Genomic DNA, 12,648 nt, shown 5'->3' with positions numbered 1-12,648 from the left:
CTCATCGCCGTCACCTCTATAATCGACTAGTTAATATGCTATTCTGACCCTGCCGGCCGAACTCACCACTACTTCTCTTTCCTCGCCCGACGTGCTCAAAACCTTCACGGTTAGGCCGAATCCAGTTTTAAGCAGCCCATTGCTGCTAAAGGTCACTTTTTTGATGGAAAGCGCCGTGTAGTCGATGGTCACGCCGCTGGGAAGCTTGCCTATCTTAAAAATTGTCTCGGTGTCGGGATCCGCCTGTCCATTGTCCGCATCATCAATAACGCCATCGTCGTCAGCATCGATTCCACCACCATCATCGATGAAAACGATGAAGTCACCTCCCTGAGTAACAGAGGTATCGAAAGAAACTATGACGTCAGCGTTTTCTTTTGCCGCACCGGATCGCGCCAACTGGAATGCGGAGTAGATGTCCCGGGCGCCTTCCCCAAGCTTCGCCCGGTTTCGCCAGGCAATCATGTTTGGCACAGCGATGGCAGCCACAACGGCAATGATCGCAATCACGGTAAGCACTTCAAAAAGGCTGAAGCCTGAGTTTCCACGCATTTTCTTCTCCCACATTGGATTATCCATGGGTAATCGAATTAATTTAACAAACTATCTACAATAATCGTGCCCCTTTTCTATCTTTGGAAGGTAACGCACTTCTCTTACCCATCACATTTGATTCAATAAGTTATTATTTCAATACCATACTGGTTGTTGGAGAGTTATCTCTATATTCAGGTGGTCAAATGGTAAGCAGTTAATCTTTTTTATACTTAACCTTCCCATTTCCTTCCGAACACCCAAATTAGTAGCAACCTATACCTAAGCTTTTATATTTTATTTAAGTTGGTTAGCTTATGTTTGAATCGGATTTGACACCAATCGATGCTTTTGAAAACGAAACACACAAACCATTAAATTTTTTAATAGTAAAAATGGACAATCCATCCGAGTCATGGATTCAGCCCGCAAACCCTGATGGCACTGTCATCCAGCAACCGCCCCAGTCCCCCATCAGCCGAAGGAACAAATCCCATGGTCTGTTGCCATACGGCATCGTCCTCCATGCAGTAATATACCCGCACCTGAGGGGCCGCTTCCCGTATCCAGTCTGCCATGCGTCGGTACAAGGCGATACGAAGGGGCTTGAAATAGCGCATCTTGTTGTCCAGGCCGGTAATAAATTCCCCGTATGGAATTTTGGATCGGGGAAACCGTTGGGCAATCACCGGTTTCAAGGCCGGCATGAACCGGAACGTCCCCAGGCTGATCCAGACGATATTCTCCGGTGAAATCCGCTGAAAAAGCTGTTTCACCACCTGTCGGTATTCCTCTTCGCATCCCTTATAAATAATCATCGGATCAAAGTGAAACGCCAGCGGGTAACCCCACTGCTGGCATTGGGCGGCCGCGGAAAGACGGGCATCCAGTGAGGCCGTGCGACGCTCTTCGCTTTTCATCACCGTGGGAGTATTCAGGGACCAGGAGACGATGGTTTTGCGCTGGTGATCGAGTTTCTCCAGACGTTGAATATTTACCGTTTTGGTCTTGAGCTCAAGCACCGCCCGCTGTTGCTGGGAAAAGCGGAATACCAGGTGATCGGTCAAATCGGTCCACGATTCCCATATCAGGCTGTCGGAAAACTCACCGGTGCCCACCCGGCTAACCTGCGTTCTGGCGAACAGCGTATCCAAATCCCGGTCAAGATCTTCACGGTTGATGAAAAACTGGAGCATCGGAGGGTGAAAATAGCTTTGCAGAATACAATAGGAGCAATCCATGGTGCAGAAGGAGGCCACATGCAGGATCTGATAGTCGCAACAGGTGTACTCGCGGGTGCCCGGGCACGGTTTCAGGAAGCCTCCCCGGTTGCGGGTTAGGTAAAGCACTGATTTGCCGCGGCTTACCGGATCATCCGCGGCACTGATCCATTGATAGAGCGATATGGGGTCGTCAACCCATTCGGGGGCAAGACCGATATTCGCGACGATCCTACGGGCTTCGGGATGCGTGCGAACATTGGCATCGACAAACAGTTTTTTTATGATCACGGTTTCGTTTTCCTGGAAGATCCTCAAGAATGGTCAATATTTTAGTTGGGCATAGTAGGTTCGTTGGGAGGCCAGGCGTGCATCCTTCTGGGTGAAAATCCCCTTTTCATTGAGCAGTGGAATCATTTTGAGGAATACCTCACCGGTGGCGATGGCATCCCCCAGCGCATCGTGCCGCCGGGTCACGGTGACGCCCAGACGCTGACTGATCGCATCCAGCGTGTGATCACTGTGTGACGGATGAAGGATGGCGGAAAGATGCATGGTATCCAAAACCGGATTGATGAATCGGATACCTGTTTTTTTCTCATTCATTTGCAGCATCAACATATCAAAGGCGGCGTTGTGAGCCACAAGAACGGTATTCTGGACGAAGCGCTGAAAAAAAGGAAGCACTTTTTCAATGGTCGGCTTGCCTTGCAGCATTTTGTCGGTGATGCCGTGGAATTTTATCGATTCCGGTGGCACCCGACGCCGGGGATTGACCAATTGATTGATGGTTTCCGTGTGCAGCAATCGACCGTTCACCACCCGGATGGCGCCGATGGATATGATTTCATCCCCTCCCCTGGGGTCAAGGCCGGTGGTTTCCGTATCGAACACCGTATAAACCAGTTCGCCCAATAGCCGTTTCTCGATCTCCGGTGTCTGACCGGCTTGATGAAAGAGATCGAAATCGTAAAATTCAGGTCGGCCCTTGGGCAGTTGGGGAATTTTGCGGACATCCTCAGGCGGGTTTTCCGATTGAATCATGGGAATAAAAATCCGCAGGCAGGCCTCGCCACTTTTGTCACGATGAGCATGGGGCCATATTTCCGCATGGTTGTGTGCCAGCACCTCTCTTAACGTCAACGGATAGCCTTTGCGTTCGGCGGCCACAGGCAACTCGTTCCAGCGCCGCAGGGTTTCAATCTTCACCGGCGGCCCCTGCCAGATGAGATCCAATTGGACCAAATTGCCGGGAACGGTCAGGCGGATTCGTTTGCACTGCGCCTGGCACTCGGTTTTAAGATGCTCAAGAACAAAAACGATGGCCAGAAGCATGGCGTAACTATCTACCCGGATCATGCAGCGGGCGTCACATTCGGCCACTTCAACGTCAAGATCGGTGATTCCCGCCGCTTCATTTTTCACCGTGGCGATAAAATCCGTAGCCCGGATCGGTGAGCGTGGCCAGCGTGATCGCGGGTAACTGCCCTCCCCCAAACCGCTGCGCGAGAGCCGACTCAGGACCTCGGTCTCATCGGCGATGATGCCGAGAAATGCGTTCTTGCGATCCGTCTCCATTTCGGGAAACTGGATCATCAGATCTACCGTGGAGCGGATGGCCGCTATGGCCGAACGCAGGTTTTTGTCCATGGCTTTAAACTGCCGATCCATCCGCCCGGAGCGTTCAAGTTGCTGGGTGATATCGCTCAGAATCAACGCAAATCCGGCAAACCCCTTGTCTGCATCAAGGATTGGCAGTGTCTCCACACCGATCTGGCGGCGATCGTGGGTCACAACCACAAAATGAGAGGCGACACTTTCACTGTGTTGATCGATTTTCTGGTTGATCTCTTTAAGCGCATATTGAATCAGGTGCTCATCGATCAGCGAATAGATGGAACGTCTTAAACCGATGAAGCCATCTGGCACCGACTGCTGTCCGCTCTCACCGCTTCCATTGGTCGATTCGTCGCTCCTCACCTTGCTCAACACGCGTTTGGCCTGGCGGTTATACAACAAGATCCGTCCTTCCGGATCACAAATCAGCACCCCCTGGGTCAATTCAGCCATGATGGTGGCAAGAATGTTTTTTTCCGCCTCGGTTTCCGCCCTGGCCGAGGCGACGGTCTGATCGATGATGTGCCTGGCGGACTGGTACTGATCGCCCAGCGAATTGACCAAGTCGGACAGCACCCTGATCTCCCGGCTGCCATCGATATTCATCCGGTGGGCGGGATTGACCGTGTTCATGATCCGGGTCTCTTCGATGAGTTGATTCAGGGGAATAATGTAAAACCGGAAAAACCAGTCCAGGGTAAAACCGAATGCCGCGAACAGAAAGACACCGGTACTAAAGAAATACCAGAACTGTTTCTTGAAAATCCAAATCAACAACGCCTGGCCGGCGGGATCGATTTGACGCCAGAAGATGACGGCGAGGATGGCCGTGATGGATGCGGTAAACGCCATGCAGACAACGGCGAAAAGCCAGAATTTATTGTTCAGTCTCATCAGGAGAGCAGATCTTTAACCTGTTTGACAACGTCGGCATTTGAAAACGGCTTGGTGATATAGGCATCCGCGCCCAGTGTATTTCCTTTGGCAATATCGATATCCCGCGTCATTGCAGACAGAAAAATAACCTTGAGGTTCTTTTTCCTGGGGTTATCCTTGAAATGTTGACAGACCTGGAACCCATCGACGGTTGGTAACATCACATCCAAGAGAACCAGATCGGGATCGAATTGATCGATAGCAGTCAGGGCATCCTCTCCAGTATGGACAACCATTACCTCGAACTGGTTCTGCTCCATTAGAAATTTTAATGGTACGGTGATGCTGGGCTCGTCATCCACAATCAGAATCTTTTTGGCCATAATAATCCCTGCCCCCGCTTGAACGGCGTATCAAAAAACTAACTGAAACAATATTGACATTGGAAGGTCAGGACGCAACGCCCCCCAATCGAACCCGGGATGGCGTTATCGGGAGTCTCAATCACGCGCCCCAACGAAAGAGAACAGGCTAACAGGCGTGAAGGCACGGTATGGACGGCATGGTCCAACAGCGGTTGATGGTCACCTATTGAAAATCGGTCGAATCAGGCAGACAATAGCGGTGAAGCGATCAATTCCATGAAAACATAGGTCAGAAAAGTAACCACTGCCAAAATAATGCCGACGACATAGATGCTGTTGACGCGATGCCGATTCCTGTCCTTTTCGTGGTAGTATACCGCCTCACAGCATTTTTCGCACCAGTTTCGATGACGGGTTGCGGTAAATGTGTGACCACAGCGGCAGGTGACGGTTTTGGGGGCAAGTGCCATGGAATCCTTCCCTTGTGTCCTGTTGGTTGAGGCGCCAATGGGTTAGCCATGCGGCAACCCACAGGCGCCCGAATTTATTTATCCCAAATCAAGCGGTTTTTGTGTTCCTGCCGGTCATCCGGCAGAAACACAAAAATCACGTTTTATCCGAACAGCCCCCAGCCAAATGATGCCGTCCAGAGAATGGAAAACGCTACCAGTGCGATCATCCATACATCTTCTTTTTTCATGGGGATACCTCCTTAGTTGGCTCTTACGCCTCTTTGACCACGATATTGGTTTCTTTTTCGGCCCGGTCGATCTGGACCTCGTTGGTGGTTGCCATTTCCGCCTTGAAACAGAGCGCCCACATCATGATGATACCCAATATCCACCAGGTAATCTGCCAGGACCACAGCGGCGTAAACCCGGAAAAGGAGAATGCCTTATTGCCGAGAATACATGCTGGCCCGATGGCGAAAAAGTACCAAATGGGGACACCGATTTTCATCACACTACGCCACTGGCGACCGGATTCGCTGGGCGCATCGATGTCGTCAAGGAAAGTTCTCACCTCGGCTTGCCGTTTCATGGTCTCTTCGTCATCCTTGACCCCCAGTCCACGGCAGATGTAGGCGACGACCAGACCGCTGAAGGTACCCCAGAAGGCACAGTGCATGGAGAGGGGGTTGGGCCAGATTTTATAGGTGAGAAAAACGGCCAGCATGCCGACCAGGACGCCGAGTACCGCACCGACCCGCGGGAACTTGAATCCCCAGATCACGCCCAAGAGCAGAACATACATGACGAAGCCAAACGCCGTTGCCAGTGCGCCGAGGATAACCAGCGCCGCTTTGCTGGTCATGCCGACAACCAGGGCCAGGATGGTCAGCACGGTTGCAAAAACCCGGTTCATCCAGATCTGCTCAGCGTGGCTGGCTTCCTGTTTGCGGATGTAGCGCCAGTAGACGTCACGCAGCAAAATAGAGCCGCCGGTACCGATATATGGCGCCGCCGTTGAATGGATGGCCGCGATGGCGCCCATGAAGACGACGCCCAGCATGAAGGGTGGCAGGAACTCGTTCATCAGGGTCGGCACAACGGTGGCGTTATTTATCCCCTGGAAGGCTGCAATTCCTTTCAGTTCCAGTATCTTAGCGCCCATTCCCTGAAAAGCGGTGAAGAAGAACAGAGCAAAGCCGACCACAAAGGTAGACATGAACGCCTGCTGCCAGGCCAGCGGCTTGGGTGATTTGATGCCGAAGGTCCACATGGTGAACGCCGGTGAGCTCTGAATACCCATCAGGGCAAACATGTAGGTGAGCACCATGACCGCCGTCCAGGCAGATTCACCCGGGGCACCGCCCAGGTAGTCCACCGTATTGATTACCCGGGGCACTTCGAGGAATTTGGCGTCCAGATTGTGGACTGCCGCCGAAAAGCCGGACCATCCGCCGAACTGCGGTGCGGTGATGACAAAGAATCCGAGAATGATGATGCCGCCCACCAGCAACAGGAACTGGATGACGCCGACCCAGGTACTGGCCTTCAGGCCGCCGGTGCAGACGTAGAACCAGACGATGAAGGCCATGAAGATGGCCCCGAAGGTGACCGGCACGCCGGCGATGATATGGAACAGGGCTGCCGAGGCCATCAGCTGGACGGCCGAGTAAAATACCGAATACAGTACGGCGGTCAGAACCACCAGCCAGCGGAGCGCCTCGCTGTTGAAATAGTAGGCGTACATGTCGCCCGGGGTGATGAAGCCATAACGTTTTCCCATCAGCCAGGTCCGTTTCGAGAAGAAGGTCCCGGTGATGGGAATGGTCAGTACATAAAAGGATGCGAACGCGTACGCCAGACCGTCCCGCCAGATCAGTCCGGGATGGCCGATGAAGGTCCACCCGGAAAACGATGCCGCCGTTGCCGCCAGCAGGAAGGCAAAAAATGGGATCGACCGCCCGGCAATGGCGTACCCGGACGATGTCTTTTCCGTGAAGTACCCTTTAAGCCCCCAATAAAAACAGTAGATGATATAAAGCCCCAACATGATATAAACCCACGTGGTTCCGCCCATAACGTTTCCTCCTGTGCCTTTTTGTCAATCCATTGACCGGCCGCCAAAAGATATCGTTATCCCTGAATATTCAGGCCGTTGATCACCTCCTTTCAGGGCCCCTGGTTTGCGGCCGGATCGGCATGAGGATTTCGATCCGGCCGGTTTTCAGTAAATCTATTTCTGGACCATGGCCTTGATCTCTTCGACAATCTCGGGGTTGGCCAGGGTCATCACATTCCCGACGTCCGCCTTGTTGGAAATGGCGCCCAGCACCCGGCGCATGATCTTGCCCGAGCGGGTCTTGGGCATATCCTTGACGATCCACACTTTGCGCGGCTTGGCGATTTTACCGATCTCGTCACAGACGGCGTCGGAGATTCTTTTGGCCATATCGTCGCTGGCCTCGCACCCGGGTTTGAGGGCGATGTAAAGATCGGGCTCCTTGCCTTTGATGTCGTGGGCCACCGGTACGACGGCGGCTTCGGCCACTTCGGGAACCACAAGGGCCGCCGATTCGATCTCCTTGGTTCCCAGGCGATGACCGGAAACATTGATGACGTCGTCAATGCGGCCGAGGATGCGGAAATAGCCGTCTTCGGCCTCCACTGCGGCGTCGCCGGTCAGATATGGCCAATCCCGCCAGTCTTTGCTGCTCGGGTCTTTGCAGTATCGGGCAAAATAGGTATCGACGAAGCGGTCGCGATCACCCCAGATGGTCTGGAACATGCCGGGCCATGGATTCTGGATGCAGATGTTGCCGGCTTTTCCGGCACCCCGGGGAACCACATTGCCCTCGTCATCGTAAATGATCGGATGGATGCCGGGCATTCCCGGACCGGCGCTGCCGGGTTTCATGGGGGTGATGGCCGGCAGGGTACTGCAGAGGAACCCACCGGTTTCGGTCTGCCACCAGGTATCGACGATGATGGCTTCGCCTTTGCCCACTTCCTTGTGGTACCACTTCCACACTTCCGGTTCGATGGGTTCACCAACTGTGGTCATGTGTTTGAAATGGTAGTTGTACTTGGCCGGCTCGTCGGGTCCGATTTTCCTCAGGGCCCGGATGGCCGTTGGCGCGGTGTGGAAGATGTTGACACCCAGATCCTGGGCGATGCGCCAGGACCGTCCGGCATCCGGGTAGGTGGGAACGCCTTCGTAGATAACGGTGGAAGCGCAGTTGGCCAGCGGACCATAGACAATGTAGGAGTGGCCGGTAATCCAGCCGATATCGGCCATGCACCAGTAGACATCTTCGGGATGAATATCCTGAACAAACTTAGAAGTACCGGTAACATAGGCCAGATATCCGCCCGTACCATGCTGGCAGCCTTTGGGTTTCCCGGTGGTGCCGCTGGTGTACATGAGAAAGAGCGGATCCTCGGAATTCATCCGTTCAGGCTCCACTCGGGCGCCGTAGTAGTTTTTCAGCAGATCGTTGACGAAATAGTCGCGGCCGTCGACCATGGGTGTTTTGGCCGAGTACTTACCGGGATAGCGTTGCCAGACCAGCACTTTGTCAACCTTCTGGCCATCTTTCTCGGCATGTTCGACCGCCACATCGGCATTTTGTTTGTGGTCGATGAGCGAACCGCTGCGATAATAGGCATCCATGGTGATCAGGACGTTGCTGCCGGAGTCGATAATTCTATCGGCGCAGGCCGTTCCGCTGAATCCGCCGAATACCTGGGAATGAATCACGCCCAGTCGGGCACAGGCCAGCATGGCAATGGGCAGTTCAGGAACCATGGGCATGTGCAGGGTCACCCGGTCTCCGCGCTTCAGGCCGGCGAAATCCCTGAGCAGGGCGGCAAATTCGTTTACCCGGACGTAGAGTTCCTGGTAGGTAATGTGCTCGTATCGGGCGTCAATGGGTTCCGGGACAAAGTGGATGGCGGTCTTGTTTTTATTATCTTTCAGATGACGATCGATGCAGTTGTAACTGGCGTTGATTTTCCCGCCTTTAAACCATTTGAAACAGGGTGCGTCACTGGTATCCAGAATCGTTTCCCAATATTCATACCAGTCCAAAAGATCTGCATATTCCTTAAAACAGTTGGGAAAATTTTCCAGGCGGAAGCGTTCATAGATGCCTTTGTCGCTCATGTTGGCCTGGGCAATAAATTCCGTGGACGGGTAGTAATAACCTTCTTCCTGCCAGTGAACGGCAATTTGTGCCTCTGATGTTTCGACGACTTCTTTTTCTGCCATGGGTGACTTTCCTCCGATTAAGGTTGTCCGTTCGGTTTAACTGACGTGTTTTGGCTGCTTTGTCGTTCGGCTTTCACCGATCCTTCCGGCACGGTGATCGACGATGCCGTCGCATGGGTGATGCTGATCCCAAAGAAGCCTCCCCTCCCCTTTGTTATCCCCCCTTTCGTTTTTTGTGTTAACCGTTGTTGAATTTACAAAAAGTACGGCACCATTTACGGGTGCGTGATCCTTATTGGCGCATGATCCCTCGGGAAAAGATCTCGAAAGCCGTATCAAAGGTTTCCCTCAGGTAATCTTTTTGATTATCGATGGTTTTTTTGCTGGTCTCCCAGAGAACGATTCCTGAAAAGAGTGACCAGAGGGTGTCGGCAACCGCATTGGGGTGATGGGCCACAAACATTTTCTGGCGGACACCGTCTTCAAAGATTCTGGCCATCACTTGCAGGGAGCTTCGGCTCAGGGACTCAATCTGGTTGAGCAGGTCGGAGGACAGGTTCTTGAGCGTTTCACTGGACTGCATATGGAACATATTAATCAGGATAAGCGGATCGAATTCGTACACGTCGTACATGGCGCTCTTCAGTGCTTTGAGGCGCTGCGCCGCATCGGTTAACGGCTCTGCGTTGACATGCTCCAGTCGAATCATCAGATATTGAAGGATTCGCAAAGAGAGTGAGGCATACAGTTCATCTTTATTTTTAAAATAGAGATAAAGGGTGCCAGGGCTGAGTTCGGCCTCTTTGGCGATATCTTCCATGGTGGCTTTATTGAAGCCGCGGTTGGAAAATACCCGTTTGGCGGCAACCAGGATCTGTTGTCTGCGTCGTTCGCGTTCGCGTTCTCTTCGTTCTTGAATCCCCATATTTTATGAATTCCATTTAGTTCCTAAAAAAGCCTACACTTCATTTTTAAAATTTGTCAAGTAAAATAACTTCAGTAAATATTGTGTTGAATAGAACTTTGAGGTGGCTTTACTTGAGGCCCTCTGGCCCTATGACGGAGTGACTTTCAATCGGGAGCATAAAAATGGGGGAAGCTGCCGACAGCGTTGTGTCCGACTATAAATAAATATGCTGGCAAGGAGTGAACGGGTACCTATTCAGGGAGCAGGTCGGCCGCCTTCAGAATTTTTTCAATTTCCCTTTGAAGGGCTTCAAGCTGTCTTCGGGACTCAACGGTCAGCGTCAAACGGTAGGATTTGCCTTCAAAATCTTTGGGGGGCAGCAGTTGAACCCGCGGATCGAGCTTCAAGGACCGCAGTGCCTGATGATAGCGGTCTTCCACACGGCTGCGTTCAGGATAACGCAGGATTTTCATCCGTTGCCGAACCTGCCGGACCTTTTGCGGTGTTGGCGCTAACGGGTTTTCCATGATCGCACTCACACCGGATTGACGAAGCAGTTGGGAGATTGAAATATCATCCCGGAGGGCAATTTCCCCCATCAGGTCCAGGAGTTCACGTTGTACATTCAGGCCGGTATGGATTTGTCTGAAAAACGAAACCAGGACGGCCGCGGAATCCACGTCGAACCGGCTGATCTGCAAGGCAACCGGAAGGGCGATGCTGCCCTCCAGAATGCCGCGCTGAAGCGGGTCCGGCATACCGGCCACTGGCATGATCCGTTTTCTAGCCTGATCGCTGTCCGGCAAACCAACGGACCGGGCAACGCGCTGCCAATCGGATGAGAGGGTTCGGTCCTGAAGCAGGCGATATGCCCGGGATTGTTCGATAACGTTCAGCGGACGCTGGGAACTGTTGTCGGAAATGGCCAGACAAGCCGTATCCAGGGGCGGATGATCCGCTGGAAGGGCCTGTACCGTGACGTTTTCCCGTCCCAGCGTTGCCAATGCGGCGATGCGCCGGAATCCGCAGACCGGGATATAGCCATCTTGATTGACGATGACGGTGGGCGGTTGTAAAAGGCCGATGGCGCTGACGGACAGCGCCAATTCGGTAAGGTCGTCGTTTGTGGTGATTCTGAACGTATCGTCGGACAAGTCGATTCGATCCAGTGAAACCGGGCTGCGCTTAAAGTCCATGACTGTCGCCGGAGAGCAGCGTCAAGGCCTCAACGTATTTGGCGCGTGTATTGTCGATCACCGTTTGCGGCAGTGTGGGACCGGGAGGCGTCTGGTCCCAGTCCAGCGAAAGCAGGTAGTCGCGCAGGTACTGCTTGTCGAAACTTTGCTGCGCGCCACCCGGGACATAGCTGGCTTTTGGCCAGAAGCGTGAGGAGTCCGGGGTCAGCACTTCGTCGATCAGAATGACCTCATCGTCCACCAGGCCAAACTCGAATTTCGTATCGGCAATCAGGATTCCCTTTTCTTCGGCGATCTGGGCACCCTTTGTATATATGGCAAGGGAAAGATCCTTGAGCTTCCGGGCCAGTGGGGCACCGATCCGGTTGACCATTTCGTCAAAGTCGATGTTGATGTCGTGTTTGCCCAACTCCTCTTTGGTGGAGGGGGTAAAAATCGGTTCGGGCAATCGATCGGATTCAACGAGCCCATCCGGCAGGCGGATACCGCAAACGGACCCGTCTTTACGATAGGATTTCCAACCCGATCCGGTAATGTATCCACGGACCACACACTCAATGGGAAGCGGACGGGCTTTTTTTACCAGAATGCTGCGCCCTGCCAGGTCAGCGGCGTAGGGCCGGCAGGATTCGGGATACCGGGACACATCGGCGGTGATCACATGGTTGTCGATCAGCGACGCCATGATGTCGAACCAGTACAGCGAAATCTGGGTCAATACGGTTCCCTTGTCCGGAATGGGATCGGGCATGATCACGTCAAAAGCTGACATGCGGTCGGTTGCGACCATCAGGTAGGCATCCTTGAGGTCGTACATGTCGCGAACCTTGCCCCGCTGGAGCAAGGTCAAGGTGGGAAAATCAGTCTCACGAACAACTCGGCTCATCGTATTGTTCCTAAACAAATCAATCATCGGTTTCAGAGGGTACTGGACAGCGCATTGAATGCGTCAATATAGCGTCGCAGGATCTCGAGGGCGGCGGCTTCGATGGTTAGAAATTCGATTCCGGCTTGATACTGACCGGTCGGGGTCGCCCGGGAAAAGACCACTTTCCCGCGAATCGGGACCATATCCTCTTTCAGGCCGACGACCACATCTATCTTGTCATCTTGGCTGAACGGAACATGGGTCTCCAACATAATGCCAGATTCGGAAACATTAATCGTCCGCCCCATGCCCTGCAGCAATTCTTTATCGTCTTCATCGAGATGCACATAATTAAGCAGATAGATGGAGTCTACTCTGGAATGTTTTCTTTTCTCGATCATAGTGGATC

General features: G+C 53.0%; 11 protein-coding genes. All 11 read right to left on the bottom strand.

The genetic code is table 11. The features are described from left to right. Positions 1-30 precede the first annotated feature (30 nt). Positions 31-567 carry a pilus assembly FimT family protein gene (locus GN112_RS02995; protein WP_162458751.1) on the bottom strand — a complete coding sequence of 179 codons (537 nt, stop codon included), beginning with the start codon at positions 565-567 and terminating at the stop codon, positions 31-33. Positions 568-947: 380 nt separating this feature from the next. Next, positions 948-2,045 carry an SPL family radical SAM protein gene (locus tag GN112_RS02990; RefSeq protein WP_155308873.1) on the bottom strand — a complete coding sequence of 366 codons (1,098 nt, stop codon included), beginning with the start codon at positions 2,043-2,045 and terminating at the stop codon, positions 948-950. Positions 2,046-2,078: 33 nt separating this feature from the next. Continuing rightward, positions 2,079-4,265: a 3'-5' exonuclease gene (locus GN112_RS02985; RefSeq protein ID WP_155308872.1), complete on the bottom strand. Its 2,187-nt coding sequence runs from the start codon at positions 4,263-4,265 to the stop codon at positions 2,079-2,081. Next, positions 4,265-4,630 (bottom strand): response regulator transcription factor, encoded by a 366-nt coding sequence (locus GN112_RS02980; protein ID WP_155308871.1) that lies wholly within the window; start codon positions 4,628-4,630, stop codon positions 4,265-4,267. The genes GN112_RS02985 and GN112_RS02980 overlap by 1 nt, the downstream gene beginning before the upstream one ends. 224 nt (positions 4,631-4,854) lie before the next feature. Continuing rightward, on the bottom strand, positions 4,855-5,082 hold the full coding sequence (locus GN112_RS02975; protein WP_155308870.1) for a hypothetical protein: 228 nt from the start codon (positions 5,080-5,082) through the stop codon (positions 4,855-4,857). 253 nt (positions 5,083-5,335) lie between these two features. Continuing rightward, positions 5,336-7,138 (bottom strand): sodium:solute symporter family protein, encoded by a 1,803-nt coding sequence (locus GN112_RS02970; protein WP_155308869.1) that lies wholly within the window; start codon positions 7,136-7,138, stop codon positions 5,336-5,338. Between the two features lie 156 nt (positions 7,139-7,294). Continuing rightward, on the bottom strand, positions 7,295-9,328 hold the full coding sequence (gene acs, locus GN112_RS02965; RefSeq protein WP_155308868.1) for an acetate--CoA ligase: 2,034 nt from the start codon (positions 9,326-9,328) through the stop codon (positions 7,295-7,297). A gap of 232 nt (positions 9,329-9,560) precedes the next feature. Beyond that, positions 9,561-10,193 carry a TetR/AcrR family transcriptional regulator gene (locus tag GN112_RS02960; RefSeq protein WP_155308867.1) on the bottom strand — a complete coding sequence of 211 codons (633 nt, stop codon included), beginning with the start codon at positions 10,191-10,193 and terminating at the stop codon, positions 9,561-9,563. 233 nt (positions 10,194-10,426) lie between these two features. Beyond that, positions 10,427-11,371 (bottom strand): ParB/RepB/Spo0J family partition protein, encoded by a 945-nt coding sequence (locus tag GN112_RS02955; RefSeq protein ID WP_155308866.1) that lies wholly within the window; start codon positions 11,369-11,371, stop codon positions 10,427-10,429. After that, complete coding sequence (locus tag GN112_RS02950) at positions 11,361-12,257, bottom strand: phosphoribosylaminoimidazolesuccinocarboxamide synthase (protein ID WP_155308865.1); 897 nt, start codon at positions 12,255-12,257, stop codon at positions 11,361-11,363. Before GN112_RS02950 ends, GN112_RS02955 begins: the two co-directional genes overlap by 11 nt. Positions 12,258-12,289: 32 nt before the next feature. Then, positions 12,290-12,640, bottom strand: a complete 351-nt coding sequence (locus tag GN112_RS02945; protein ID WP_155308864.1) for a PilZ domain-containing protein — start codon at positions 12,638-12,640, stop codon at positions 12,290-12,292. Positions 12,641-12,648: the final 8 nt, after the last annotated feature.

Origin of the sequence: Desulfosarcina ovata subsp. ovata, assembly GCF_009689005.1 — a bacterium.
Taxonomy (GTDB): Bacteria; Desulfobacterota; Desulfobacteria; order Desulfobacterales; family Desulfosarcinaceae; genus Desulfosarcina; species Desulfosarcina ovata.
This window is presented reverse-complemented; position numbering and strand designations above follow the sequence as displayed.

What these genes read in the sequence shown, in the direction of transcription:
- GN112_RS02945 (WP_155308864.1), bottom strand. Translation starts at nt 12,640, where the DNA reads ATGATCGAGAAAAGAAAACATTCCAGAGTAGACTCCATCTATCTGCTT.
- GN112_RS02995 (WP_162458751.1), bottom strand. Translation starts at nt 567, where the DNA reads ATGTGGGAGAAGAAAATGCGTGGAAACTCAGGCTTCAGCCTTTTTGAA.
- acs (WP_155308868.1), bottom strand. Translation starts at nt 9,328, where the DNA reads ATGGCAGAAAAAGAAGTCGTCGAAACATCAGAGGCACAAATTGCCGTT.
- GN112_RS02975 (WP_155308870.1), bottom strand. Translation starts at nt 5,082, where the DNA reads ATGGCACTTGCCCCCAAAACCGTCACCTGCCGCTGTGGTCACACATTT.
- GN112_RS02985 (WP_155308872.1), bottom strand. Translation starts at nt 4,265, where the DNA reads ATGAGACTGAACAATAAATTCTGGCTTTTCGCCGTTGTCTGCATGGCG.
- GN112_RS02960 (WP_155308867.1), bottom strand. Translation starts at nt 10,193, where the DNA reads ATGGGGATTCAAGAACGAAGAGAACGCGAACGCGAACGACGCAGACAA.
- GN112_RS02950 (WP_155308865.1), bottom strand. Translation starts at nt 12,257, where the DNA reads ATGAGCCGAGTTGTTCGTGAGACTGATTTTCCCACCTTGACCTTGCTC.
- GN112_RS02980 (WP_155308871.1), bottom strand. Translation starts at nt 4,630, where the DNA reads ATGGCCAAAAAGATTCTGATTGTGGATGACGAGCCCAGCATCACCGTA.
- GN112_RS02970 (WP_155308869.1), bottom strand. Translation starts at nt 7,138, where the DNA reads ATGGGCGGAACCACGTGGGTTTATATCATGTTGGGGCTTTATATCATC.
- GN112_RS02955 (WP_155308866.1), bottom strand. Translation starts at nt 11,371, where the DNA reads ATGGACTTTAAGCGCAGCCCGGTTTCACTGGATCGAATCGACTTGTCC.